21 protein-coding genes are annotated in these 25,100 nt (G+C 67.2%); 6 read left to right on the forward strand and 15 right to left on the reverse strand.

Translation table 11 applies throughout. The features are described 5' to 3' along the window. Positions 1–4: 4 nt before the first annotated feature. The 6 genes from QUS11_10235 to QUS11_10260 all read right to left on the reverse strand — a co-directional run bounded on the left by QUS11_10235 (position 5) and on the right by QUS11_10260 (position 3,047). Positions 5–475 carry a hypothetical protein gene (locus tag QUS11_10235; protein ID MDM7993675.1) on the reverse strand — a complete coding sequence of 157 codons (471 nt, stop codon included), beginning with the start codon at positions 473–475 and terminating at the stop codon, positions 5–7. Between the two features lie 11 nt (positions 476–486). Next, entirely contained in the window at positions 487–660 is a 174-nt protein-coding gene (locus QUS11_10240) for a hypothetical protein (protein MDM7993676.1), read from the reverse strand. Between the two features lie 132 nt (positions 661–792). Continuing rightward, positions 793–1,308 (reverse strand): tyrosine-protein phosphatase, encoded by a 516-nt coding sequence (locus QUS11_10245; protein ID MDM7993677.1) that lies wholly within the window; start codon positions 1,306–1,308, stop codon positions 793–795. Continuing rightward, positions 1,305–1,451: a hypothetical protein gene (locus QUS11_10250; protein ID MDM7993678.1), complete on the reverse strand. Its 147-nt coding sequence runs from the start codon at positions 1,449–1,451 to the stop codon at positions 1,305–1,307. Before QUS11_10250 ends, QUS11_10245 begins: the two co-directional genes overlap by 4 nt. Beyond that, positions 1,439–2,581 (reverse strand): hypothetical protein, encoded by a 1,143-nt coding sequence (locus QUS11_10255; protein ID MDM7993679.1) that lies wholly within the window; start codon positions 2,579–2,581, stop codon positions 1,439–1,441. Before QUS11_10255 ends, QUS11_10250 begins: the two co-directional genes overlap by 13 nt. Before the next feature lie 16 nt (positions 2,582–2,597). After that, the gene (locus QUS11_10260) at positions 2,598–3,047 is read right to left on the reverse strand and encodes a hypothetical protein (protein MDM7993680.1); all 450 of its coding nucleotides are present in this window, start codon (positions 3,045–3,047) and stop codon (positions 2,598–2,600) included. 118 nt (positions 3,048–3,165) lie between these two features. Between QUS11_10260 and QUS11_10265 the strand changes: the two genes are divergently transcribed. After that, positions 3,166–5,952: a M1 family metallopeptidase gene (locus tag QUS11_10265; protein MDM7993681.1), complete on the forward strand. Its 2,787-nt coding sequence runs from the start codon at positions 3,166–3,168 to the stop codon at positions 5,950–5,952. Between the two features lie 9 nt (positions 5,953–5,961). Here QUS11_10265 and QUS11_10270 read toward each other — a convergent pair whose 3' ends face one another. The 5 genes from QUS11_10270 to QUS11_10290 form a co-directional block, all read right to left on the reverse strand. Further along, positions 5,962–6,468 (reverse strand): ferritin-like domain-containing protein, encoded by a 507-nt coding sequence (locus QUS11_10270; GenBank protein MDM7993682.1) that lies wholly within the window; start codon positions 6,466–6,468, stop codon positions 5,962–5,964. A gap of 60 nt (positions 6,469–6,528) precedes the next feature. Further along, positions 6,529–7,353, reverse strand: coding sequence for a hypothetical protein (locus QUS11_10275; protein MDM7993683.1), 825 nt, complete (start codon positions 7,351–7,353; stop codon positions 6,529–6,531). Positions 7,354–7,419: 66 nt separating this feature from the next. Further along, complete coding sequence (locus QUS11_10280) at positions 7,420–8,121, reverse strand: class I SAM-dependent methyltransferase (GenBank protein MDM7993684.1); 702 nt, start codon at positions 8,119–8,121, stop codon at positions 7,420–7,422. Positions 8,122–8,179: 58 nt separating this feature from the next. After that, a complete protein-coding gene (locus tag QUS11_10285; GenBank protein MDM7993685.1) occupies positions 8,180–8,971 on the reverse strand; it encodes a NifB/NifX family molybdenum-iron cluster-binding protein in 792 nt (263 codons plus the stop codon). Between the two features lie 69 nt (positions 8,972–9,040). Then, entirely contained in the window at positions 9,041–12,808 is a 3,768-nt protein-coding gene (locus QUS11_10290; protein MDM7993686.1) for an AAA family ATPase, read from the reverse strand. A 143-nt stretch (positions 12,809–12,951) separates the two neighbouring features. Here QUS11_10290 and QUS11_10295 point away from each other — a divergent pair, with 143 nt between their 5' ends. Then, positions 12,952–13,683 (forward strand): SIMPL domain-containing protein, encoded by a 732-nt coding sequence (locus QUS11_10295; protein MDM7993687.1) that lies wholly within the window; start codon positions 12,952–12,954, stop codon positions 13,681–13,683. 18 nt (positions 13,684–13,701) lie between these two features. Here QUS11_10295 and QUS11_10300 read toward each other — a convergent pair whose 3' ends face one another. Beyond that, positions 13,702–15,786 (reverse strand): S9 family peptidase, encoded by a 2,085-nt coding sequence (locus QUS11_10300; GenBank protein ID MDM7993688.1) that lies wholly within the window; start codon positions 15,784–15,786, stop codon positions 13,702–13,704. Positions 15,787–15,828: 42 nt separating this feature from the next. After that, positions 15,829–17,598 (reverse strand): KamA family radical SAM protein, encoded by a 1,770-nt coding sequence (locus QUS11_10305; protein ID MDM7993689.1) that lies wholly within the window; start codon positions 17,596–17,598, stop codon positions 15,829–15,831. A gap of 87 nt (positions 17,599–17,685) precedes the next feature. Between QUS11_10305 and QUS11_10310 the strand changes: the two genes are divergently transcribed. Beyond that, on the forward strand, positions 17,686–18,018 hold the full coding sequence (locus QUS11_10310; protein MDM7993690.1) for a hypothetical protein: 333 nt from the start codon (positions 17,686–17,688) through the stop codon (positions 18,016–18,018). Between the two features lie 45 nt (positions 18,019–18,063). On the opposite strand, the gene QUS11_10315 is transcribed toward QUS11_10310, so the two are convergent. Continuing rightward, positions 18,064–18,951, reverse strand: coding sequence for a hypothetical protein (locus QUS11_10315; protein MDM7993691.1), 888 nt, complete (start codon positions 18,949–18,951; stop codon positions 18,064–18,066). A gap of 206 nt (positions 18,952–19,157) precedes the next feature. Here QUS11_10315 and QUS11_10320 point away from each other — a divergent pair, with 206 nt between their 5' ends. The 3 genes from QUS11_10320 to QUS11_10330 all read left to right on the forward strand — a co-directional run bounded on the left by QUS11_10320 (position 19,158) and on the right by QUS11_10330 (position 23,432). Next, complete coding sequence (locus QUS11_10320; protein MDM7993692.1) at positions 19,158–21,716, forward strand: cation-translocating P-type ATPase; 2,559 nt, start codon at positions 19,158–19,160, stop codon at positions 21,714–21,716. After that, positions 21,713–22,216, forward strand: a complete 504-nt coding sequence (locus QUS11_10325; protein ID MDM7993693.1) for a cyclic nucleotide-binding domain-containing protein — start codon at positions 21,713–21,715, stop codon at positions 22,214–22,216. Before QUS11_10320 ends, QUS11_10325 begins: the two co-directional genes overlap by 4 nt. A 70-nt stretch (positions 22,217–22,286) precedes the next feature. Further along, the gene (locus tag QUS11_10330) at positions 22,287–23,432 is read left to right on the forward strand and encodes a hypothetical protein (protein ID MDM7993694.1); all 1,146 of its coding nucleotides are present in this window, start codon (positions 22,287–22,289) and stop codon (positions 23,430–23,432) included. Between the two features lie 763 nt (positions 23,433–24,195). Here the strand turns inward: QUS11_10330 and QUS11_10335 are convergent. Continuing rightward, on the reverse strand, positions 24,196–25,050 hold the full coding sequence (locus QUS11_10335) for a DMT family transporter (protein MDM7993695.1): 855 nt from the start codon (positions 25,048–25,050) through the stop codon (positions 24,196–24,198). Between the last annotated feature and the right edge of the window lie 50 nt (positions 25,051–25,100).

The following is a 25,100-nucleotide window of genomic DNA, read 5'->3' on the forward strand; positions in this document are numbered from 1 at the left end:
GCCGTCAAGGATCGGACGGCTTCGGCGGTTCCCCGGAGCGGTCGAGCGAGCCCTCCGAGCCCGGGACGATGACACCGCCCTCCGCCACTCTGCAGAAGACTCCGCGGGAGGGCATCACGCACCTCCCGACCTTCCTGAATATCGCGCAGCCGTCGCCGTGGCAGGCCTTCCCGACGGCGGTGACCACGAGCAGGGCTCCGCCGGCGGTGATCATGTCCCCCGGCCTCACGTCGCCGAGATCGATGCCGCGTGTGGTCAGGTTCTCTCCGAAGTCGCCGGGTCCCGCCTCGATGCCGGCGTCACGGGCGAAGGCCTCGATGGATTCGATGTCGAGGAGGCTGACTCCCCGGCCGGGAACACCCCTGTGGGCGTCTCCGGCGAGCCCTTCCGGGTCCGCCACTGCCCCGGGGACGGGGGTCTTTGCCGTCCCCTTCCGGGCTGACGTGTTGACCGAGACGATCCGGAAGGCGGCCATCCCGTCCGCCCTCAGTTCCCGCCGGCGGCTGCGAGCGCGCTCCCGAGGTACCACGGCCATATCAGGATCGCCAGCACGGCCTTCCAGAAGGCCAGCCGGAGGAACCCGATCGTGAAGAGCCATCCGATCGTCCACAGGGGGGCGGACACGCCGGCATGGCACCTTGTCGTGCAACGATCTCCCATGTCGCATCCTTCCACGCCCCGGCCGTTCCGGTAGCGGCCTGGAGCTCGAGAGTACCGGAGAGTCCGGCATCGGACACCCGCACCGGCAATATGCCTGCCGGGCGCCTCGGGGGACAGAGACCGGCCCGGATCTCAGCAGCCCTGGAATCTCTCCCTGATGCGGGATGCGAGCTCCGCCTGACCGTCGGTCTCGGGGCCCGAGCCGGCTGCGGACACTGCCTGCGAGGCCTCTCCGGGAGGGATGCCGAGCGCTGCCAGCACGCAGAGGGCGAACGTGCCCGTCCTGCCAATCCCCGCTCCGCAGTGCACCAGCACGCGGCGGCCGGCGAGGAGCAGGGAGGCCGCCCGTCCGACCTCGGCTGCATAAGCCTCGGGATCTTCAGGGACTCCGAAGTCCTCCACCGGGACCACCCTGAACTCCCACGGGAGGCTTCCCCGGTCCAGCAGTCCGGCATAGGCCGGCGACTTCGTGCGGATCTCCCGGAGCGGTGCGAGCGAGATCACCTCGTCCACTCCGATGCGGGCCATCTCGTCGAGCATCGCCTCGAGCGGGCCGTACCTGCCCGGCATGTGCGACAGGAAGAGCGATATTCCGGTTCTTCCGGTCACGACCCTGCGGATGCTCCCGCCCTCCGTAGCACGGTTCACAGGGGACCCCTGACGCCGGGGAGGAGGCTGCTCCATTCCAGGGCGGCCGCCCCCCGGGGAGTTGCGGACATGCGCCCGGCCAGCTCGGAGAACTCGTTCGGGTCGCGCGGGATCGCCGGTATGGTCGCTGTCACGGGTTGCATCTCTCTCCTCCGCCGTGCCGGCGCGCCCGACCGAGGCAGAGGAATGCCGCCAGAGGGAGCGCCATCGTGAACTGGCCCGCGAAGAAGCGGAGCCACGCCGCTGGGAAGACCAGGAAGTGAAGCAGAGCCGACAGGCCTGCCGCCATCAGCATGGATCGCGCATCCCCTTCCGGCCCGCGCGGGGAAGCCCGGCCTGGGGTGCCCGACGACAGGCCGATGACCACGACGGCAGCGAACAGGAACACCCAGGTCTCGGCGTGGGGGATCGCAGCCAGCGAGCTCCTGATCACCGCGAGGTAGTCCGCGGGGGTCACCGATCCGGACATGAGAGCGGGATGGGCGGCCTGTTCGAGGAATGTGTACCGGAACGTCGTCCCCCAGCCATACCCGCCGGTAAGATGGTGGAGCAGAGGCGCGAGGACTGTCGAGGCTGCCGCGCACAGCACGGTCGTGACCCTCGGGAAGGCCGGCCTGGCCAGCGCGAAGGCGCACAGGGGCAGGACGAACAGGAGCAGGTCGGTCCTCACCAGGACGCACAACGGAAACATGGCCGGGGCTGCCCTCCTGCCCCGGAGCAGGAGCGCGGTGACCGACACGGCGCAAAATGAGGCCAGAGCGTCCGGGGTGGCATGGCGGGCCACCTCGACCAGGCCTGCCCCCAGGCTCCCGATGGCGACTGCGGCCGTTCGTCCGGGCGTGCGCCTGCCCGGGACCAGCTGCAGCAGCAGCAGGAGCGTGGCGATGGCCGCGGCGGTGGATATCGCGGAAGACGCCTGCAGCGGATCGAGCCCGGCCTCCGTCAGCCCGGCCAGGAGGGCCGTGTAGACGGGTCGGGTCCTGTAGAACGGCAGGTGCTGGAGGAGGCTCGCATCGTCGGTGGCACGGGCGATGCGCCCGGGCGTCGAGGAGGCCATGTCGGCGTAGGCTTCGGGAGGGAGGGAGCCCTCGAGGCTCCGGTACGTCTCCTCCCGGAGCGAGGACTCCGGCGTACCGCGCAGTTCGAGCGCGCAGGCGGTGTAGCCCGCAAGGTCCCAGTTGCACAGGGGATCGGCGAGTCCGGCCCATGCGAGCACCGCGGCCGAAGCGAAGACCGCCGCGGCGGAGGCGGCCTGACGAAGCCCCTTCGGCATCCTCAACGCACAGGGATCACGGGAGCCCGCTCCCGATCCCGACCGAGAGGACGAGGTCCTCGAGCGCCTCTCCGGAGATCCTCCTGTAGACTCCGCCGTACAGCGACACGAGCATGACGGAGACGGAGGCCTCCAGGCCCAGGAACGCCGAGTCGTCACCCTCCCAGACGTACATCCCCGACACGGCGAGGCCGCCCCCGTATGCCGGGAGGAAGCTCATCCACCTGCGCCCGCATCCTATCCCGAGCTTCATCCCGTCCCTCCCCGCATCCACGGAGACGCCTGCGACGGAATGGGAGAACCGGGACGATCCATCGGGCTCGAGCAGGTTCAGGCCGATGCGACCGCCGAGATGGAGCGGCCAGGAGTATGTGGTCTGGGCCGTGGGGAAAAGGAAATGACCGCCTGCCGCGGGTGTTCCGGACGCTGCCAGCAGGGCGGCGAGCAGCAGCACGCATGGCTTCACGTTCCACCTCCCGGGTGCGGCGTCCGGCCCGCCGTTGACCGGCAGCGGGGCCTCGTGCCCATTATATCACCGGGGCGGGCCGGTATTCCAACCCCTGTGCGCCACACCGGAGGTGACGATGAGCCTGTTCATGCCGCTGTTGCTGCTGCCGTCCGCCCTCCCGGGGGCGGGATCCCCGTCTCCGGAGAGCAGGGCGGACTACAGGATCGAGGCGTCCCTCTCGCCCGAAAGCGTGCTGGTGACAGGGAGGATCGGGATAGACTTCATGCCCGCGTATCCCGCGGACACCCTCTGGCTCCACCTTTATCCGAACGCGTACCGCGATCCGTCGACATCCTTCGCAGGGGATCTGGCAACGATGGGTTACTACGACTTCGCAGGGGCCTCGGACGACGAATACGGCTGGATACTGCTCGACGGATGGACCGTGGACGGCTGCCCGGTCGATGTCATGGTAGACGAGACGATCGGCTCCGTTGCCCTGGGGAGGACGGCCCAGCCCGGAGACACGCTGAGGCTCGAGGGCGGCTTCACGGTGAAGGTCCCCACGATCTGGAGCAGGATGGGGCATGACGGAGACCACTACGAGATGACCCAGTGGTATCCGAAGATGTGCGTGCTCGACTCCGGAGGCTGGCACACATCCAGGTACCGTTCCGACGGCGAGTTCTACAGCGACTTCGGCGACTACCGGGTGACACTCACACTTCCTGACAGCTTCGTGACCGCCGCGACGGGCTCGGTGGACTCGGTGAGCTACTCGCCCGACTCCCTCTTCCGGACAGAGACCTGGACGGCATCTCCGGTGCACGACTTCGCCTGGGCCGCCGACCCCGCCTTCGTGCTCCTCGAGCACAACTTCATCCCTCCGGCCGGGTCGGGAGCCCCTCCCGTCAGGGTGCACCTTGCCGTGCAGGAATGCAGCGCGGATGCCTGGTCGGAAGTCGGCGCCTGGGCCGATTCCACGCTCCTCTACTACGGAGAGTGGTGCGGCTGGTACCCGTACGGCGATCTCTGGGTGGTCCAGAGCGCGATGTGGGGAGGCATGGAGTATCCCCAGCTCGTCATGGTCGAACCGTACGACCCCCCGTTCACCAGGTACTTCGAGATGGTGGTGATGCACGAGATAGGGCACCAGTGGTTCTACGGGATGCTGGGCAACGACGAGGTGGACGAGGCCTGGCTAGACGAGGGCATCAACAGCTTCTGCGAGATCAGGTACTTCGAGCGCAGGTACGGGATGTCGGGGAACATGACCAGCCTCCCGGGATGGGTCTCGGGCATATCCGACGCCGATTTCACGAGTTCGAGCTACGTCGGGATGGTCGCTTCCGGCGAGGAGGTGCCCGTGCTCAGCACGTCCACCGAGGCCGCCGGGGGCAGGTACGACTACGGAGCCCTCTACTACTCCAAGCCCGCCCTCTTCGTCAGGATGATCCAGAACCAGATCGGAGACGAAGCCTTCGACGACTTCCTGCTCGTATACTGCGACAGGTTCAGGTTCCATCACCCGCGGACCGGCGATTTCATGGCGATCCTCGAGGAGGTCACGGGCAGGTCCTGGCAGGAGGAGTCCGATTTCTGGCTCCGGACGACCGGATCGGCCGACGTCCGCGTCGAAGGGCTGGACTGGAGCGGAGACACCACTGTCGTCTGCGTGTCCGGAGACATCCCTCACCCGGTGGAGCTCGACCTTGCCGTAGGTCCTCCCGGCGGAGGCGTCTCGGCGCGGGTCGCGCTGACGCCCGGGGAGGTGTCGCAGGTCAGGATCCCGGGGCGGTGGTACAGGGCCGAGGTCGACCCCTGGACCCGCTTCCCCGACCGCCGTCCATGGAACAACTCCCTGCCTGCGGCGGGAACCGTTCGACCGATGATCGCTCCCATGGATCAGCCCTCGAGGTTCAACACGTGGCTTGCTCCGTTCCCGGGATACGCGGACGGCGAATGGGAGGCGGGGATCTACGGCTCGACCCATTCCGCCAGCAACTGGGCGGGCGGGCCGCTCGAGGTCACCGGCTTCCTGAGGCTCCCGGTCGAAGGAGGCCGCCCCGGTTCCTGGGCGCTGGCCCTGGACAGGCCCCTGGCCCGGAGCACCACCGGTTCGACCGGCCTCTCGGTGGACATGTCCTCGATGTACGGTCGCGAGGAGGTCTCGGCATCGGTCTACAGGACGTTCGAGGGGGTCTACCCGTCGGATCCGTCCGGATCGGTCTCGGCCGGAGCCTCCTTCGAGAGCGTGTCGGACAACTCCATGCTGGACGGGTCGGAGTACGACGAGGGTTGCGGAGCCGTGCTGAATGCCTCGGCCTCGTCGTGGGACATGGGCATGTCCTCGTACAGGAATGCATGGATCGCTCTCCGGGGCAGCCCGGACTGGGACGGGGAGCCATGGATCGCGGTCGAGGCGGAGGGTTCGCTCGGGCTCACGGCCCTCCCGGGGACGCCGGGGACGCGCGTGTTCGCCGGCTGCGCCTCGGAGGACACCCCGCTGCAGTACTCGTACCGCCCGGGAGGGGGCCTCGCATCATACGGGGCGCTCGGGTGGATGCTGCCGCCCTCGGGATACCTGTCGCCCCTGGAGCACTTCTTCGTCGAATCGGGCCCGGCCATGCCGGGTTACGGTGAAAGCGACCTGCACGGCACTGTCGGGATCGGGATCGGCGAGACCGTCTCGTTCTCGCCCCTGCCGGTCTCGGTCTTCGCCGATGTCGGCTGGATCGAGGACTCCTTCGGCGACATTAGCATGCCGGGCATGCTGGCGAACGCGGGCCTGAGCCTCCGGGCGGCCTTCGTCACGGCATGGTTCCCGGCGTGGGTCTCCGATCCGCCCGACGGAGAGGACGAATGGGAGATGCGCTGGAGGTTCGCCTTCAGCTTCTGGGGGCTGGCCTCGCTGCTGGGTTGAGCGGCCCCTTCAGCGGATCCTGGCCCTCTCCATCATGGCCTCGTAGTCCTCGAGCAGCGACTGGAGGTCCTCCTCGTGCTCGACTTCGTCGGCCAGGATGGCCTGGGCCATGTTGTACGTCACCATGTCCTTCTGGAAGGTCTCCTTAACGAGGCGGTCGTAGACCTCGATGGCGCACTGCTCCCCCTTGATGTTCTGCTGGAGGACCTTCTGGATGAAGGGGTCCTCGGGGGCGTCGTAGCCGCAGTTCGAGAGCCCGTACCAGTCCCCGGGCTTCAGCACGGGCGTCCCCCCGAGCTGCACGATGCGCAGCGAAACCATCTCCGCGTGCCGCATCTCGTCGGCGGCGTGCTGGACGAGCTCTGCGACGGCCGCGTCCTTCATCGGGCCCATCACGACCTTCGAGCCGACCCAGTACTGGTAGTGCGCCAGCCACTCGTCCGCGAGGGCCCTGTTCAGCGTGGCCACGAGCCCGTCGACGTCTAGACCCACGATCTGCCTTCCCCTGGTTCCCATGCCAGTCCTCCCGTCGATACGGTCGATCCCGATCCGCGGCTCGCGCCGCGGAGCCTGCCTTCAGCGAACCGTCTCCGACGGCGCGGCGCTCCCGCCGCCGCCGGAGTCCTTGGTGCCGTCACCCATGACGTAGACGTCGAAGAAGGTCTGGAAGTTCAGCCTGTTGTCGGCGGAGCAGGTGTCGAGGTAGGTCATCCCCGACTCGGTGACCCTGGCCGAGACGTTCTCGTTCGCGGCCAGGGCCCTGAGGACCGCAGCGGTCGTGGGGAATCGGAACGAGACCTCGTAGCCGCCCGAGGCGAGCTGCACGGGCGTCACGCAGGCGGCGGAACCCAGTGTGAACCTCGCGAACGGCGCACCGTCGGCCTCGAGGCGCAGGACCTCGGGCGAGCCCTGGACGTCGAGCCATGTTTCGTGGCTCGTGAGCACCAGTGTCAGGAAGTACTCGCACTCACCGGAGGAGATGTCGCGCCATGTCTCCGGGTTGAGCGAGATGCCGCGGGGGCTCTCCTCGGGGATGGCGCTCCGCCTGCCGTTGATCCCGTTCCCGAGGACTCGGTAGATCACGAGCGAATCGATGGTCGAGACGATCGTTTCCAGGCGGGCGGTGCCGGGCGTGAGCGTCTGCACCGAGGACCAGCGCCCGGGGATGATCGCACCCGTCCCCGAAGTGTCGGGGGGGACCGGCTGGACGGTGTCTCCGGAACCCGGGCCGGGGATGTGGGGTCCGGGCGGCACCGGGGTCCCGGATGAGGGCTTCACCACGAAGACGGTGTCCGGTCCGGGCTTTCCGGTATCCCCGTAGTTGTAGATGATGGTGGTGCTGGTGCACCCCGGCAGCAGCAGCAGGGATGCAATCCCGAAGAAGAGCACGATCCTCGTCAAGCCGGCCTCCTTGCCGATCCGCCCGACATGGGCGCAGCAATTATAGCCCGAGAGCCCCCCGGTGTTTCAGCCCGCGTCTCTGAAGAGCAGGAATCGCAGGCTCGCAGAGGGAGCGAAGCCGATCCTGGCCGCGCGCCTCCTCAGCCTCTCCCCCTCCGCGGCGAGTTCCCCGGCCCCGGGCGCGTCTTCCGGTATCCTGGCGGAATATGAATCGATGACGGCTCCGAGCCTCCCGATCTCCTCCGCTCCCGGAGAGGGACTTCCGCAGCCCTGCTTCGTACCCCGGCCGGCCCCGTCGTCGGTCCACGCCTCCAGGCGAAGCCCGTGTCCCGACAGGAGGCGGTGCATGGCCGCCCTCGTCATGGTCTCGAAGTGGGGGATCCCGTTCAGCCTGTCGATCCTGCCCCACCATGAGTGCATCAGCACGTGGGTCATTGACGGCCCCTTCTGCCCGTCCCGGTACATCTCGACCACGAGCATCGCCCCCCCGGGGCGGAGCAGTTCCGCCGCCCGGTCGACGACGATGGCGGGCCGCTCGAAGTGATGGAGCGAGTTGACCACAGATACGAGATCGGCCGATCCGGGCCTGATGGGGGGGTTCGATGCGTCGCCTGCCGCCAGCGGGAGCCCTGCCGCGTCATCCTGTGCCCGGGCCGCCCTGAGCGCCTTCAGGGACGAGTCGAAACCCACCGGGACCGAGCAGGAAGGGCAGGCCGCGAGTATCGCGCGGAGGGAGTCCCCCCTGCCCGTGGCCACGTCCACGCATATGCGGGGTTCGAGGCGCCCCAGGAGCGCATCGAAATCCCCGGGCGTGACCGGTGGGATCCTAGTGGTGATCCTGACATCCTCCGCCGTGGTGGCCGTGACCGGCGCAGACCGACCATGGGCCTGCCTTCGGGGCGCCGCCGGAGACCACGGCCGCGACAGCCTCGCCCACCGTGGAGGCCGAGACGATGTATACGTCTATCCCGGAGGCCGAGAGCCTTTCGAGCGCTCCAGCCCCCATGCCCGCTGCGGCCACCGCATCGGGCAGATCGCCCTCGAATGCCGCGAGGGGTCTGCACATGCCGTGGCCGTGCTCATGGCCCGGATTGGGCAGGTACGCAGCCGTCATCGTGGCGGTGTCTACCACCACGAATCCCGGCGCCGAGCCGAAGTGTTCGCAGATCGGGCTTTCCAGCCCGAGATCGGCCCTTGCCGGACAGGCGATTCTCATCACGGGACTCCCTTCGATCGATCCACACGTCAGTGTACGGAGCGCCCCGCCCCGCGGCATGCCGCCCGGACCGCCCGCATCCGCCCTGCGGCAGGAGGGACAGGTGCAGCAGCCGTCCCCTGAGCCGTGCAGGCCCGGTTCCATCGCGAGAGCGGACCCTGTGACGACCGCACGGGCGGTCTTGCGCCTGGCCCTCTCGAGTATCCTGCCGAAGGTGGCCCTGGAAACGCCCATGGAGCAGGCGCCCTCTTCCAGGTACAGGCCTTCGAGGTCGGCCAGCCTCAGGGCCTCCACCTCGTCGGTGCCCAGGACTTCGTCACAGGCTTCTCCACGGCCGTGGAAGACCGCGCGGCGACGAGCCGGGACATGCGAAACGTTGCAGGCGGTTCTGGGTCTGGCCATGGCCAATTATGAGAATATTCTCATTTCCCGTCCAGTCCCGGCCGGTGCTGGACTCGTCCGGCCGGCTGTTCAGCAACCGGCCAGCATGTCCGATTCGTGATCCGGGACGGCCGGTAGGGACGAGACGTCCTCGCCCATCGAGCGCAGCCTGGAGGCCGTCACCCAGGGGTACCGCCCCTCCGCGAGCCATCTCCGGTTGGATTCCACCGCCGCCGACCTGTCGGCATCGAGCGATGTGAGCCTCCAGAGGAGCCAGGAGGCTTCCGCGGCCGTCTCGAGGTCAGCCGAGCGGGCCTCTGCAGAGAGGATCACCAGGGATTCGCCCCTGCAGCCGGTCTGGGCGAGTGCGGCCGCCGTGATGATGGCGGCAGGCTTCCTGTAGTCGTCCATCATCGGGTGGCCGATGGCCTCCTCCACGGCCTCCATGGCCTCGCGCGGCCTTCCCGAACAGAGCAGCGCCCTCGCATGGACCAGGAGGAAGCTCCCGATGTAGTATTCGAACCCCTTCTCCCTGCAGAGTCTCACGGCTTCGGTGGAGTTGTGGAGCGCCTCCGCAGTTTCGCCGGTCCTGAGGCAATGATCACAGAGGTTCGAGCGCGCTATCCCCTCGTGCTGCGCCGCTCCGAGGTCGGCCGCCATCCGCGCCGCCCGCCTGAAAAGGTCGGCCGCACCGGCCCACTCCCACCCGCGGGAGAGCGAGCTGCCCAGATTGCCCAGGGCGAGCACCGCAAGGAGGTGGTTGCCCATCTCGTTCGCCAGCGCGAGCTGCTCCCTGAAGAGGGTGACCGCCCTCGCCTCGTCGCCGAGGTACTTGCTGGCGAGGGCCATGTTCCCCAGCGACAGTGCCTTGAGCTGGGTTATCCCGAGCCTCTCGGCTCCGTTCCTGACGTCCTCGTAATGGGAGAGCGCCGCGGCGAAGTTGCCGACCTCGAGGCAGTAGTTGCCCATGTTCCCCCTGACCCTGAGGCACTGCTCCTCGTCGCCCGACTGGATGGCGTACCGGAGCCCGGTCTCCAGGGCCTCCTCCATCCCCTCGCGGGTGTTGGACTGGAGCAGGAAGCTCGTTCTGACCATGATGATCCTCGACCTGGTGGAGTAATCCTCCTCCCTGTCGAGGCAGGCTTCGGCCTCGCGCAGGGTCTCCATGCCTGCATCCTCGTCGCCCGTGTCGAGCAGTATCCTCCCCGCCCGCTGGCGTGCGTTCGCCTCGAGCGCATGCAGCCCGAGAAGGCGGCACATGTCGATGGCCCAGCGGCAGTGGGCGAGGGCCTCGTCCCACGAGCCGGAAGCCCATTCCACGTCGGCCATCGCCAGGATGGCCCGGGCCTTCCCGCGCCCGTCGGGCAGCAGGGAGGCCAGCCGCGAGTAGAGATCCACGGCCTGGGAGTTCAGATAGCTGTGCGCAGCCTGGGCAGCGGCGAGCCCGAGGTACTCGACCGCCTCCGGGATCATCCCCGCGCGTTCGTAATGGTACGCCAGATCGTCCAGGAAGGCGGGATCCCCGCCCCGCAGAGCCCTGATCGCGCCGGCGGCGAGCGCGTGGAGCTCCGCGAGCCTCGCGCCGAGCTGCATCGAATAGGCCGCATCCCGCAGGAGCGCATGCCGGAACATGTGGAGCCGGCCCCCCGCGGGCTGCCAGATCTGCTCCTCGACACCCCGGAGGAGCACGGCCCCGGCATCGTCCTCCCCCAGCATGGATGCGAGCACGTCGGCCTCGAACTCCCTTCCGAGCACGGAAGCGGCCTGTACGGCCTGCCGCACACTGGTCGGAAGGCGGTCGATCCTGGCCACCAGCACCGGGTTGAGGTCGGCCGGAAGGCCCTCGACGACAGAAGAGAGCGCGAGGCCTCCGGAAGCTTCCTCCACCAGGCCGCGCTCAGAGAGGAAGCGGCAGTACTGCTCCACGAAGAGCGGGTTTCCCCCGGTATGGGCGTGGATGTACCCGGAAAGGGCTTCGGACGGGCTGCCGCGAAGCTCCGACGAGACCAGGGAGGCGGCGGCCCCCGGTTCGAGGCCTGGGAGGTCGATCACGGTGGCCCGGGATCCGGGAAGCGGCTCGAAGGGCTGATCCGAACCGGCCTGCGGCCTTGCGAGCGCCATCCAGAGTATGGGCTCCGCCGAAAGCGCCGGGGCGGCGAGTTCCAGGGCCTTCCTCGAATCACGGTCGAGCCAGTGGGCGTCCTCTATCACGATGACCGAGGGTGCTCCGCCCGCCAGGATGCCCAGGAGGCCTCTCAGGGATGTCAGGATGTTGTCGAACCTGAGTTTCGGATCGAGTTTCCCGAACACCGAATCGGGCCATTCCATCCCGAGCAGTGATCCGAGGGCCGGTGCGCGGCTCCTGAGGAACTCCGCCTGGTCGAGGAACTCGCCTCCGAAGCCGGGAACCGCAGCCCCGGGTCTTCCGAGCGAGGCGAGCCGCGCCTCGAAGAGCCGCCGGCCTTCCGGAGGATCCATCCCCTCCGAGTGCCCCGACAGCTGCCGGAGAAGCCTGGCGAAGGGGTTGAAACCCCTCTGCTGGATCCCGTCGCACCTGAGGTGATGGAACGCGGCTTCCCCGTGCACGGCTTCGAACTCGTGGAGGAGCCTGCTCTTGCCGGCACCGGCCTCCCCGGTGACCAGCACCTGCCGGGCGGGATCTCCGGGTCCGGCGGGGAGCAGTGCTCCGAGAGCATCCATCTCGGCCTGCCTTCCCGCAAAGATCCCGGAAAAACCGGACGCGGTCTCCCGGGATCCCCCCGGGGACAGACTCACCGCCTCCACACCGGCCCTGATGCCCTTCAGGCTTACGATCATGCCCTGCGAACGCCTGAGCAGGCTCCTGCGGGCGAACGACGGGCCGGAGAGAGCACAGCCGCCCGAGGCGAGGTACAGCAGCCGCGCGGCCAGGTTGACCGGGGCTCCGATCGCCGTATAGGCCGTATGGCTCCCCGAACCCAGCAGTCCGGCGAAGACCTCGCCGCACTCGACCCCCGCCCTGGCCGACCCGGCATGCGGCCCGAGCAGGTCGGCGAGGAAGCCGTCGGCCCTCGCCGCGTCGTCCTCGTGGGTGACGGGCGCGCCGAACAGCACCAGCAGGTTGGCACCCGCAGGCTTCGTATCCACTCCGCTGAGAAACCCGTCGTACCTTTCCGCAAGGTCTAGGACCCGCGCCACGAACTCCCTGCCCGGTCCCGGACCTTCTGCGGGTCCGGATACGAACACGCTCGTCACGAACCTGAACTCTCCCTGTGAGGCCAGCGAGCCCACACGCTCGGTCACGAAGAAGTCGCCCGAGCAGCAGGGCATCGGGGCGGATCCCGCGGCTCCCGCGGCAGGGGCGGCATCCGGCACGGCGACGTGACCCGCCGACCGGACCGCACCCGGGGCGCAGGCCTCCTGCTCCGCCGAGGCCGCGGCCACGGGAGCGCCCGAGAAATAGTGGAACAGCCGGCTGCGGCCCGGGATGACATCCCAGGACACCGTTCCGGAAGCGATGCCAATCTTCACGAGCGATCCGGGGCCGGAACCCTTTCGAGAGGCCAGCGCATGCGAGATCTCAGCGGCGGTCCTGGAGGCTTCCGCCGAGGTTCTCCCGGGCAGGACGCCCGTGACGGAATCCCCGGCGAAGCCCCCGATGAAGCCACCCGCGGCCACGATCCCCTCCACCGCGGTCCCGAGCATGCAGTTGAGAACGAGCGAGAGCTCCTCGGCGCCCCTGGTGCCGCGGGCCATGTATTCCTCTGTGAGCCCGGTGAAGCCCGGGAAGTCGATCATCACGACCGCCCCCGGGACCATTCCGCTGAAGAAGCCTCTTCTGGCTCCATCGACGATGAACGGGGGGACGAACACTCTCATCGCGTCGGCGGATCCTTCCGGCGAGGCTGGAATGACCGAAGTCGGCCGGGGGTGCATATTGCCCGGGGACCGGGCTCGTGGAATCTATCACGGCCTCGCGGGGTATGTACAGGTCGTGGACGGCAAACAGGAGGAGGATGAGAATGACGAGGACGATGATGGCGGCAGCAGTGCTGCTGATGGTCTGTGGGACAGCCTCGGCGCAGGACCCCTACGTCTATCCGCGCCAGATATCCGTCACCGGGACGGGGACGGCCTGGAGCGAGCCGGACATGGCCACCATAACCTTCGGGGTCGACGTGACCGGCTATTCGGCTGCGGAGGCCGTGGACGAGGCCTCGGGGATGATGCGGGGTGCACGGGACGCCGCCGTGCGCGAAGGTGTGGATGCCGACGACATCGCCACCAGCTCCTACAGCCTGTGGACCGAGTACGAGTACGACGAGTACACCTATGAGTACACCGACGTGCTGCTGTACCACGTCTCCGACTACGCCACGCTGAAACTGTACGACACCGAAAGTGTCGGAGACGTCCTGGCCGCGCTGGTGGAGGGCGGTGCCAACTACATCTCCTCGGTCTCCTTCGCCATCTCGGACAGGGCCGCGCTGTACGACGAGGCCAGGATCATGGCGGTCGAGGATGCGCAGAACAGGGCCGGACAGCTCGCATCGGCGACGGGCGTGACGCTGGGCGAGCCCACCATGATCAGCGAGTACTCCTACGACTACTACGATCCGTATTACGGATACGGGGCGATGTCCGCCTCCATAAGCACCGGCGAGTATGCAGGCGGAGGCATGGCGCCGCCGGCGATCACCCCCGCCGAGATGTCGGTCCAGACGAGCGTCACGATCACGTACGGGATAGAGTAGGGAGAGGCGGCCCCGGGGTCAGAGCAGACCCAGCAGGAATGCCTGCTCCGAGGCCGCGTCCTCCATCCATCCGAACCTGCCCGAGGCGCCGGCATGTCCGGCGCCCATCTCCGTCCTGAATACGAGCGGATCGTCGTCGGTCCGGAGCCTGCGGATCCTGGCCACCCACTTGGCCGGTTCCCAGTAGCAGACCTGCGAATCGTTCCATCCCGCCGTGACGTACAGCGCCGGGTAGTCGCGCGCCCCAACGTTGTCATAGGGCGAGTAGGACAGCATGTAGTCGTAGAAGACCGGATCGGAGGGGTCGCCCCACTCCTCGTACTCGTTGGTGGTCAAGGGGATGCTCGGGTCCAACATGGTGGTCACGACGTCCACGAACGGCACCTGGGCCACCACGCCCCTGAAGAGCTCCGGTCTCATCATGGCCACCGCCCCGACGAGCAGGCCGCCGGCGCTCCCGCCCCTTGCGAACATCCTGTCCGGGCCGGTCACGCCTGCATATGCCAGGTACTCGGCGCAGGCGATGAAGTCGAGGAAGGTGTTCCTCTTCAGGAGGAGCCTCCCGGATTCGTACCAGCTCCTGCCCATCTCCGAGCCACCCCTGACGTGGGCGGTGGCGAAGACGAACCCCCTGTCGAGAAGGCTGAGCATCGAGCTCGAGAACCACGGATCGGAGCTGTAGCCGTAGGCGCCGTATCCTTCCAGCAGCAGGGGCCTGTCGACGGGACCGCCCATGTCGGAACGCCAGACCATGGAGATGGGGATCTCGATCCCGTCGTGCGATGGAGCGTACATGACCGCCGAGCTGTACAGGGCGGCGTCGAAGCCGCCCCCGATGGAGTCCTGCTTCAGGATGGCGGAGACGCCCGTCTCGAGGTCGAGTGAGCGGGTCTGCACGGGGGTCGTCAGAGAGCAGTAGCCGTAGCGGACCAGACGGTCGGACGGCCGGCGGTTGCTCTCGAACCAGAGCGTCGAAGGCTCGTCGCTCCCCGCCGCCACGGTCTCGACGCCGGTGGAGAGGTCCACCGTGCGGAGCTGCGAGAAGCCTCCGCTCCTGACGAGCATCGCCAGGCAGCCGGGAAAGGCCTCTACATCCTCGATCAGCACGTCGTCCCTCGCGGGCACGGCCTCCGTCCAGCGGGCGGCGGCAGGCTCGGATGCCGGCACCGTCATCACGCGGAAGTTCTGCGCCGCGAGGTTGGTCAGGATGTAGAGCGTGTCGCCCAGGGTCTCCACGCTGTACTCGAGACCGGGGGTCCTCGGCTCTACGACGCGGAACGCGCCTTCGGGATCGTCGGCGTCGAGGATCCAGGTCTCGTAGGACTCGGTGCTGGAGGTCTCTATCAGGACGTATCCGTCGTCCGGGGACTTGTACACGTAGGGCCAGAAGGTGGGATCGTCCTCCTCGAAGACGATCGTGTCGGCCGCCGCCGGGGTGCCCAGCGCGTGCCTCATGATCCTGCAGGTGCGCCACGTGCTGTCCAGGGCTCCATAGAAGACGGTGCGCGAGTCGTTGCCCCAGACCAGGCTCCCGTCCGTGCCCCTGAGCGTGTCGTCCAGCAGCCTCCCGGTGCCCATCTCGACGAAGACCATAGTGTATTCGAGCGAACCCGTCGTGTCGAAGGCCACGCCCGCGATGGTGCCGTCAGGGCTCATCCCGGGCCACGCATCCATGTACTCCCTGCCGGATGCCAGCGCGGCGACGTCCAGGACCGTCTCGGCCTGGCCTCCGGTCTCGGGGCGCCTCATGTAGACGGGATAGTCGCTCCCCTCGTCGAAGCGGCTCCAGTAGAGGAATCCGTTGTAAGGATACGGGACGGACGAGTCGGAGAGCGGAATCCGGACCTCCATCTCGGCCACGAGGCTGTCGACGAGAGGCGCCGTCCCCGCCATCAGGGAGTCGGCGTAGGCGTTCTCCGCCTCGAGATAGGCGATCACGGCCGGGTCCTTCCTGTCGCGCATCCAGTAGTACTCGTCGACGCGGTCGCCGCAGGGGGACTCGACCGTGAAGGGGCGCATCTCTGCAACGGGCGGCGGAACCGGGCAGGCGGCCGGGTCGAGCGCTGCCAGCACGGGGATGAGATTCGCCAACAGCAACTCCATGAGGAACCTCCCGGGGAATCGGTCGCAGTGTGATGAAAAGCCTCAGTAATAGTACCAGATGCTCGAGTAGTCCGAGATGTCCTCGCCGTCCGCGGCGAGCCGGGACAGGTAGTCCAGCACGGGCACGTCCGTGCCCAGGTATCCCCCCTGTCTCGTGATGTTCTTCTCCCAGGGGTGGAACTCGTAGAGCCTCGAACCGTCCGGCATCACCGAGACCAGATCCCTGTTCAGATTGGCGAGAAGATAGTTCTTTCCGAGGCCGGGGACATTGTATACCGGCGTATCCGTCCGGCGGGTGCCGGGGAGGAGCCTGGCCTCCTCCTGGTATTCCTGCAGGATCCTTGCGATGGGCACCCTGTATTCGACTGTCTCCTGCTTGCCCTTGGGCACGAAGGTGTAGTAGGGATCGATCCCGATCCGGCGCAGGAGCATCCGGAGCTTCGCCGCCTCGAACCGCCTCGAGATGTAGTAGGTGAACACGAGCTGGTTGTAGACGGCGATCCCCCTCATCCTGACGGCATCGACCGCCCTCACTGCAGCGGGGGTGATCTCGCAGGGGTGCTGGACGTGGGTCACGACCGCCACTTCGCGCCTTCCCGGCGACCTCAAGTCGGAGAGGAGATCGAGAAGGCCGGGCGTGAACCTCATCGGCATGGTCACGGGAGTACGGGTGCCTATCCTCACCAGATCGACGTGGTCGATGGCGGCGATCCTCCGGAGTATCGAGCCCAGGCTGGAGTCGTCCATCGCGAGAGGATCGCCTCCGGTCACCAGCACCTCGCGGATCGACGGGTGGTCGGCAATCCAGTCCAGCGCATCGTTCAGACCGGATTCGGGGGCCATCGCAGTCGGCGACATGGCCCCCTCAATCTCCCAGTTGCGCTGGCAGTAGACGCAGACCTGCGGACAGGCGTTGTACGGCTTCAGGATCGCGATCGCGGGATACCTCCTCGTCACGAGGTCGACGGGTGACGTGTCCCTTTCGCGCATGAAGTCGAGATCCGCCCTGTGCCGCGCGGCCTCGAAGGACTCGACGTACTCCTTCGAGGGCACCACCTGCGCCCTGAGTGCGCGGTCGCCCGGGCCGGCGCCGGGGTCCATGAGGGACGCGTAGTAGGGGGTGACGGCGAACGGGATGGAGAGTCCGGCCGCCTTTTCGACCCCTGACGTGTCGATGCCCGGGATCAGCCTCGCGAGCAGCCCGGGCGATGTCACAGCGTTCGCGGCCTGCCAGCGCCAGTCGTCCCAGTCGCGTTCGCCGCCGCCCAGGATGTCGAGCACCCGCCGCCGCCCGTCCTCCCTCCGGCTGACGGCTTCCGGAGTCAGACCGTCCTCCCAGCGGTTCATCCAGGATTCGACGGTCTGCCAGATCCGGTCCAGCTCGCCTGATCTCCGGACGGCAGCCTCCCTGCCCGACAGGGATCTCGTGTCGGATTCGTCGTTCATCATCCAGGACCCGGCCCTGCCCGCCAGCCCCCTGAAGAGGTTGATGAACTCGGCATTGAACGCGGGCGACTGCCCGCCCCCGGCTCCGCCTCTCTGGATGGCGATCAGCTTCTCGAGGACGGAGAAGCCCGCCTTCTCCTCCGAGTGGGGCAGCAGCATGCCTCTGAGAGCCCTGGCGCAGTCCCTCACCGTCGAATATCTGAATCCCTGGTCGTCGGTGAAGCGGGCCTGGATTCCACCGAGCTCGTTCAGGATGCGTGTCCGGGCCCTGTCGAGCGTGCGGCAGCGCGAGACGGGGTCGATCAGCCAGGCGGCGGCGTCTCTCAGATCATCGCCGGTGTAGATGGACTCGAGGTTGCCATACATGGGTGCCTCGCCGTCTCCGGCTCTCGAAGGATTCCCGGGGCTGTCGCCGGGGAACAACCCGGTGGCCGAGTGTTATAATACCAATGTATGGGCATGACGGTTTCCTCGATCCTTCTTTCGGCGTGGGTGGCGGCATCCGCGCCCATGGGCGTTCCGGGGTCCGGTGCGGACGAAACCGCCCTGCCCTGCGGGATGGCCGGCACGGAGGAGCCCGCGGACGGGCGGCTCCTGCTGCTCCCGCGCGGGATCGAGTCCCTCGCGGCGGGCATGGCCTGCCGCGAGCGGGAGACGCTCATCCCGGTCCCGGACTGGCTCGACTCCTTCCTCGATCGCGCCCCCGCCCTCCGGGGCTCCGGGGTCAGCTTCCACTTCGACAGACGGAGCTTCCTCCTCGGCTACACCCTCGATCTGAGCATATAGGAAAGGGCGCCGGTCGCCCGGCGCCCTTCCGTCTCTTCCAGTCTGCTATTCTACAGCGAGCGGAATCCTCGTGATGGTCGTGTTCGGATCCGTGGCCTCGGTGACGTAGCGGATCTCGTACTCGCCGGCCGCGGGGGCGGTGAAGGTCAGGGTGCTGCCCTCGGCGACGTAGTACCACTCCCATCCCGCCCATTCACCCTCGGGGGTGCCGGAGGGGACGACCACGATGTACTCGCCTTCGGCAGCGGTGCCCGCCCACGTGACGTCGAACGCCGCGCCGGCCGTGACGGAGGCGGGGGCGGAGAGCGTGACGCCGCCCAGGCCGCTGACTGCGACAACGGCCCTGGCGAGGGTGGAGTCGGGCTCCGTGAGCTCGGTGGCGAACCTGATCTCGAAGTTGCCGGATACCGGCGGAGCGGTGAAGGTCAGGGGATTGCCGGAGCTGACGTAGTACCACTCCGAACCTGCCCAGTCACCCTCGGGCGCGCCCTCGGCCACCATGTACACATAGCAGTCGGGGTTCGCGGGGCCGGTCCAGGTGACCTCGAACTGGGTGCCCGCATCGGCGGTTGCAGGAGCGGTCACGGATGCCTCGACGGCGGTGACGGTGATCGTGATCCTGCCCAGCGTGGAGTCTGGCGTCGTCTTCTCGGTGGCGTACCTGACCTCGTACTGGCCTGCGGCATAGGGCGCGTGCAGTGTCACGGGATTGCCCTGCGCGGTGTAGGCGTACTCGGCCCAGTCACCCTCGGCTGCACCGGCTGGAACGATGGTGATGTAGTCGCCGACGCTGTCGGGTCCGACCCATGTCACCTGGAACTCGCTTCCCCCGGAGAGCTCCGCCGGGGCCTGCAGTTCGATCCTGGGCGCCGGCGCCTTGCACCCTGCGAGGACGAAGAGTACGGCAACGGCGGACACAAGCAAGCTTCTCATCGATCCCTCCTGTTGTTCCCCCACTCAACGGGGTTGGGTTATTATACTGCGGATGCGGGATGATACGGCAAGCTCGCCGGCGGTCGCGGCTGCCCCGTCCTGCAGGCTCCGACGGACAGTCATCACCGACCGCAACCGGTTCAGGCCACGGGCTCAAAGCGGCGGACACCTCCGCAGGCAGAACTGAACCACGGAGGTGCCGTTCCATGCCCGAAACCCGTGAACTGGGAGGCCTCGAAGGCCTGTCACACGAAGAGGCGGCAGCCAGGCTCGCCTCCGAAGGCCCCAACGAACTGCCCCGGTCGTCTTCGCGAGGGCTCTTCAAGCTCGTATTCGACGTCGTCAGCGAGCCCATGCTGCTCCTGCTCCTGGCTTCCGGCTGCCTCTACCTCTTCGTCGCCAGGGAGCCGCAGGACGCCGCCATGCTCCTGGGTTTCGTGGCTCTCGTGATCGTCATCACCATCGTCCAGGAACGCAGGACCGACAAGGCTCTCAAGGCGCTCAGGGACATCTCGAGCCCGAGGGCCCTGGTGGTGAGGAGCGGATCGAGGATCAGGATACCGGGGCGCGACGTCGTGCCCGGCGACCTGCTCATAGTCTCCGAGGGCGACAGGGTCGCGGCGGACGGCATGCTCGCCGACTCGATGAACCTGTTCGTGGACGAATCCTGCCTCACGGGCGAATCGGCACCGGTGCCGAAGGCCTCCGGCGACCCTGCGGACGATGCCGGTTCTTCCTCGCGCGTCTTCTCCGGGACTCTCGTGACATCCGGTTTCGGAGTCGCAGAGGTGACCGCCACGGGGGCGGGGACGGAGCTGGGCCGGATCGGCGTGATGATGAGGGAGACAGAGGCCCCGAGAACACCGCTACAGAGGGAGACTTCGCGGCTCGTCTCGAGGCTGGCCGTCCTGGGCCTCGCACTCTGCGCCCTGACCGCAGTCGTGTCGGCGCTTTCCAAGGGGGCCGGCCCGGAAGCCTGGAAGGACGGGATCCTGGCGGGCATCACCCTGGCGATGGCCACGCTCCCGGAAGAGTTCCCCGTGGTTCTCACGATCTTCCTCGCCCTGGGAGCATGGCGCCTGTCGAAGCACGGAGTGCTCTGCAGGACCATGCCCGCAGTGGAGGCGCTCGGCACAGCGACATTCCTCTGCGTGGACAAGACCGGCACCCTGACGTTGAACACACTGGAACTGGCCGGGATGGAGAACGGGAGCGGATCGTGGTCCGGAGGGGATCTCGCGGACGAGCTCCACGGCCTCCTCGAATACGCCGTGCTGGCCAGCAAGGGCAATCCCATCGACCCGGTGGACCGCGCCGTGAGGGAGGCGGGGACCTCCCTGCTCTCGGGCACCGCCCATCTCCACGACGACTGGATCCTCGTCAGGGAATACCCGCTGAGCTCCGAACTGATGGCCCTCTCCCACGTATGGAGGTCGCCGGACGGCTCCGAATACCTCATCGCCTCGAAGGGCGCGCCGGAGGCCATCGCCGACCTGTGCCACGAACCTCCGCAGAGGCTTGCCGACATCGAGGCGAGGGTCCAGGCCATGGCTGCCGGCGGCCTGAAGGTGCTGGGCGTGGCCGCAGCGGCCTTCGACGGAAGCCTTCCGGAGGGCCAGCACGATCTCGAATTCGAGTTCCTCGGACTGATAGGGCTGAGAGACCCGGTGAGGCCCTGCGTGGCCGACTCGGTGGCCGAATGCAGGGGCGCAGGGATCAACGTGATGATGATCACCGGCGACTACCCGGCGACTGCCCTCGAGGTCGCCTGCGACACCGGCCTCGGCGAGGGCGGGCTCATCACCGGCGGCGAACTGGACAGGATGAGCGACGACGAGCTGATGAGGAGGCTTCCGGAGGTGTCGGTCTTCGCCCGGGCGGTGCCCAGGCAGAAGCTCCGGGTGGTCGAGGCGCTCAGGCGCGCAGGCGAGACCGTCGCGATGACCGGAGACGGCGTGAACGACGCTCCGGCACTGAAGGCGGCGGACATCGGGGTTGCGATGGGGGCGCGGGGCACCGACGTGGCGAGGGAGGCCGCAGGTCTCGTCCTTCTCGACGACAACTTCCGCTCCATCGTCAGGGGGGTGCGCGAGGGCAGGAGGATCCGCGACAACATATCCAAGGCCTTCGCCTACATATTCGCGGTGCACGTCCCCGTGGCCGGCCTCTCGCTGCTGCCGGTGCTGATGGGCTGGCCGCTGATCCTCATGCCGGTTCACGTGGCCTTCCTCGAGATGATCATCGACCCGGCATGCTCCATAGTCTTCGAGGCCGAGGGTGAGGAGAGGGACGCCATGAGGCGCCCGCCCGACTCGCGCAGGCGAAGGCTCTTCGGCAGGAAGGCCCTGGTCGTGAGCCTTCTGCAGGGCCTGTCCGTGCTCGCGGTGACGACGGCGGTGTTCCTGTGGGCCACCGGTTCGGGGCATTCCGAGAACGACTCGCGGGCCCTCGCCTTTTCCACCCTGGTGGTGGCCAACATCATGCTCATAGCGACGAACCGGTCGTGGCGCCGGAGCCTGCCCGAGATCATCCGGACCCCCAACAGGGCCATGTGGATGGTCGCGTCGGGGGCTATGGCTTTTCTGGCGATGGTGATCTACATTCCATTCCTGGGCCGCCTGTTCCACTTCGACAGGCTCCATGCGGTCGACGTCGTTCTGTGCCTGGCGGCCGGCATTCTCGGGATAGTCTGGTTCGAGGCCTACAAGGCCATCTCCGGCAGGAGGGCGGCAGAATCCTCCGTCGACGGCCGGGAAAGGCGGTGACCGTGGCTGCTCAGGACAGGAGATACTTCAAGACGCTCACGGAGCAGGAGGAGGAAGCGATCCTCGCCAGGTGCTCCAGGGTAGAGATCGCCAAGAACGACGTGCTCTTCCGCAAGGGAGAGCAGTCCACGTCGATGTACATCGTCGCCGAAGGCGAGTTCGTCGTCACCGACGAGCGGCCCTCGCAGAAGGTATACCTCTCTTCGATCAGGGCCGGAGGGCTGATCGGCGAGATGTCGTTCCTCGACGAGAGCCCCAGGTCGGCGACAGTGACCGCCAGGGAGTCCGGGGTGGTGTATCGCCTCAACAAGGAGGACTTCGTCAGGACGCTCCTCGAGGCTCCCGCCCTCGGATCGCGGCTCCTGCTCGCCATAGCCATCCTCCTCGTCGACAGGCTCCGCAAGGCCGACGCCGCGCTCACTTCGCTCACGGTCGCCCCGTCGCGGGGCGGAGACGATGGCGGGCTGGCGAAGGCCGTCGAATCCGTCAGGGGGTCCTGAGGAGGCCGGGAACCGGCAGCGCACCGTCGGGCTTACAGAGTAATACATCCCCACAAACCCGGAGTTGGAATTGGCGCACTCAACTACCATCGAGCCGGTGCGTTCCGCGAGGGACATCTCCGAATTCGTCAGGCTGCCCTTCGACCTCTACCGGGGCGACCCACTCTGGATACCCCAGCTCGTCTCGCACGAGAAGGCCCAGTTCGACCCCCGGCGCAACCCCGCCTACGAGACCGCGCGGGCCCAGCTCTTCCGCGCCGTCAGGGACGGCCGCACGGTGGGCCGCGTGGCCGCCATCGTCTCGGACGCATATGTCGGCAAGTGGGACAGGAGGTGCGGGCGGTTCGGCTGGTTCGAGTGCGAGAGGGACCCGGCCACGGCGCGACTCCTCGTCTCGGCCGCCGAGGAGTGGGTGGCCTCTCAGGGCATGACGGAGATCAGCGGGCCGCTGGGCTTCACGGACAACGACCCCACCGGAGTTCTCGTCGAGGGCTTCGAGGAGCTGCCCACGATCGCGGGGAGCTACAATCCGCCGTGGTATCGCGACTTCCTCGAGGGGCTCGGCTACGCCAAGGAGGTCGACTACGTCGAGTACCGGATCACCGTCCCGTCCGAGCTGCCGGAGCGCATGCTGAAGCTCGCGGAGCAGATCTCCCGCAGGACGGGGATCCGCGTGTTCAGCGAGAAGTCCCGGAAGAACCTCGCCGGCAGATGGGGCAGGCAGATATTCGAGGTGCTCAACCTCAGCTATTCGGAGCTCTACGGCACCACCCTCCTGTCTGACGCCCAGATCGGCTTCTACATCGAGAGCTATCTCGGCCAGGTGGACCCCTCCTTCATCAAGCTGGCCGTCGACGGCGAGAAGCTCGTGGGCTTCATCATCGCCATGCCCAACCTCTCGCGGGCGTTCCAGAAGGCCCGCGGCAGGCTGCTCCCGTTCGGGTTCGTGCACATCCTCCGAGCCCTGAAGAAGAGCGACGTGCTCGACTTCTACCTGGCCGGGATACTGCCGGACTACAGGAACAAGGGCATCGACGCCATGCTGACGATGGACATGGGCAGGACCGCCCTGGGGAGGGGCATGAAGTTCGCCGAGAGCAACCACGAGCTCGAGGACAACACGCTGATCCAGTCGATGTGGAAGCTCTACGAGCGCCGCCTCCACCGCCGCTCCCGCGTCTTCAACCGGAAGCTCGGGGTCAGACTACCGTTATAACCGCCCTCGCATAGCCTTGCGGCCCCGTATGTTACAGCCATAGTCATTTTACAGGTTATCCTGTGAAGATAAGCGACATCCGCGTTAACACCGGTGGTGTCATAGCAGATTCAAGCGCATCATCATCTTGTGAAGAGGAGGGGTGTGTTGCCCCACCCCTATCTTCTCTTCGGAGCCTGGTAACCTAGTCGCCCAGTATCATCAGCCTCTGAGTCGCCGCCCTCGTTTCTTCGCCATACCAGACGAAGTAGCATTCCGGTGTTATGCAATTACTTGTGGATGTCATGGCATCCTGGGCACATACTCTCCCGACTGGATGTCCCAGTTCATAAACACCTTAACTCGATCTGCTTCATGGTTCCAGCGACATATTGTGACATTTCATCCAAATCATGTTTGCGCACAACCGTCTTATTGTTGTACTGCATTGAGATGCCGCTGCATCTGAATCGCCTGTTCCTGCAGCCGCAGGAACAGGCAGGCACGTCAGAAGTCCGCCACTCTGCGGATTCGTGAATGGCGGACTGCGAAAGTGCCGGCTTGCACCATCCTGCCGGCTCCGCTGGGAACCGGCAGAGCTACGGACGCCATGGCTTTCGTCATGGTCTCTCGCATGTTTGCTCCGCAAACATGCTGGCGAGCCTTCATTTCCGCTGACGCGGAAATGCTCTCCGGCCCTCCCATTGCCCGCCATGCAGATGAATCAGGATAATGGCGGGCAACTGACGGGCTCTTCATTTCCGCTGACGCGGAAATGAAGGGATCAGGAGCGGCGGCGGGGGATCAGGCAGACCGCGGTCGAGAGGACGACGAGGGCCAGGCCTGCGAAGAAAGCAGCTGAAGGCCTCTCCCCCGTCAGCGCGGCCGAGAATCCCGTGGCGAGCACCGGCTTCAGGAAGAAGATCAGCGACGCGGCCGAGACCGGCATCGCCTTCAGGGCGCGGAAGAACGTGAGATAACCCGCGCCGCTCACCAGCACGCCGAGGTGCGCGAACCGCAGCAGGTCGGCCGTACCGGCGCCCGAGAGATCTCGCGGCACGAGATCCCTGCCGGTGGCCGCCATGAAGACCGCCAGGGCGGCGACGCCGGCGGCGAACGACACCAGGTTGGCGGTGACGGGGCTGACCACTCCCGACACCTTCTTGCCGATGATCGTGTACGATGCGAAGGCAACAGCGCCGATGAGGGCGTAGACCGGCCCGGCCAGCCCTCCCCCGGGCGCGGCGGCCGAGACCAGCGCCACGCCGGCGAACGCGGCGGCGAAGGCCGCCGTCCTGATCCACGAGAACCTCTCCCAGCCGAGCGCCACCGAGGCCGCCAGGACGATGACCGGGTGTATGCAGAACACCGTTGCCGCCGTCGCGGGCGTGGCGTGGAGAACGGCGAGCTGCAGCAGCGACATGCTCAGGAAGGTGTTGAGCACCCCCATCGAGCAGAGCAGCAGCAGGGTCCTCCTGCCGAGCGTCCTGAACTCCAGGAGCCTGCCGCGGAATGCGGCGAAGACGACGAGCACGAGTATGCCGCAGAGGAACCGGCAGAAGGTGAGGGAGAACGGGTCGAAGAGGCCCATGAGGGGCTTCGATACCGCCTCCATCGAGCTCCAGACCACGAGGGTGATCAGAAACCAGACCAGTTCCTCACCTCCGGAGGCGGAACCTCACGCCGGGG

The sequence above is a fragment of the Candidatus Fermentibacter sp. genome (assembly GCA_030373045.1).
In the GTDB taxonomy this organism is placed as follows: domain Bacteria; phylum Fermentibacterota; class Fermentibacteria; order Fermentibacterales; family Fermentibacteraceae; genus Fermentibacter.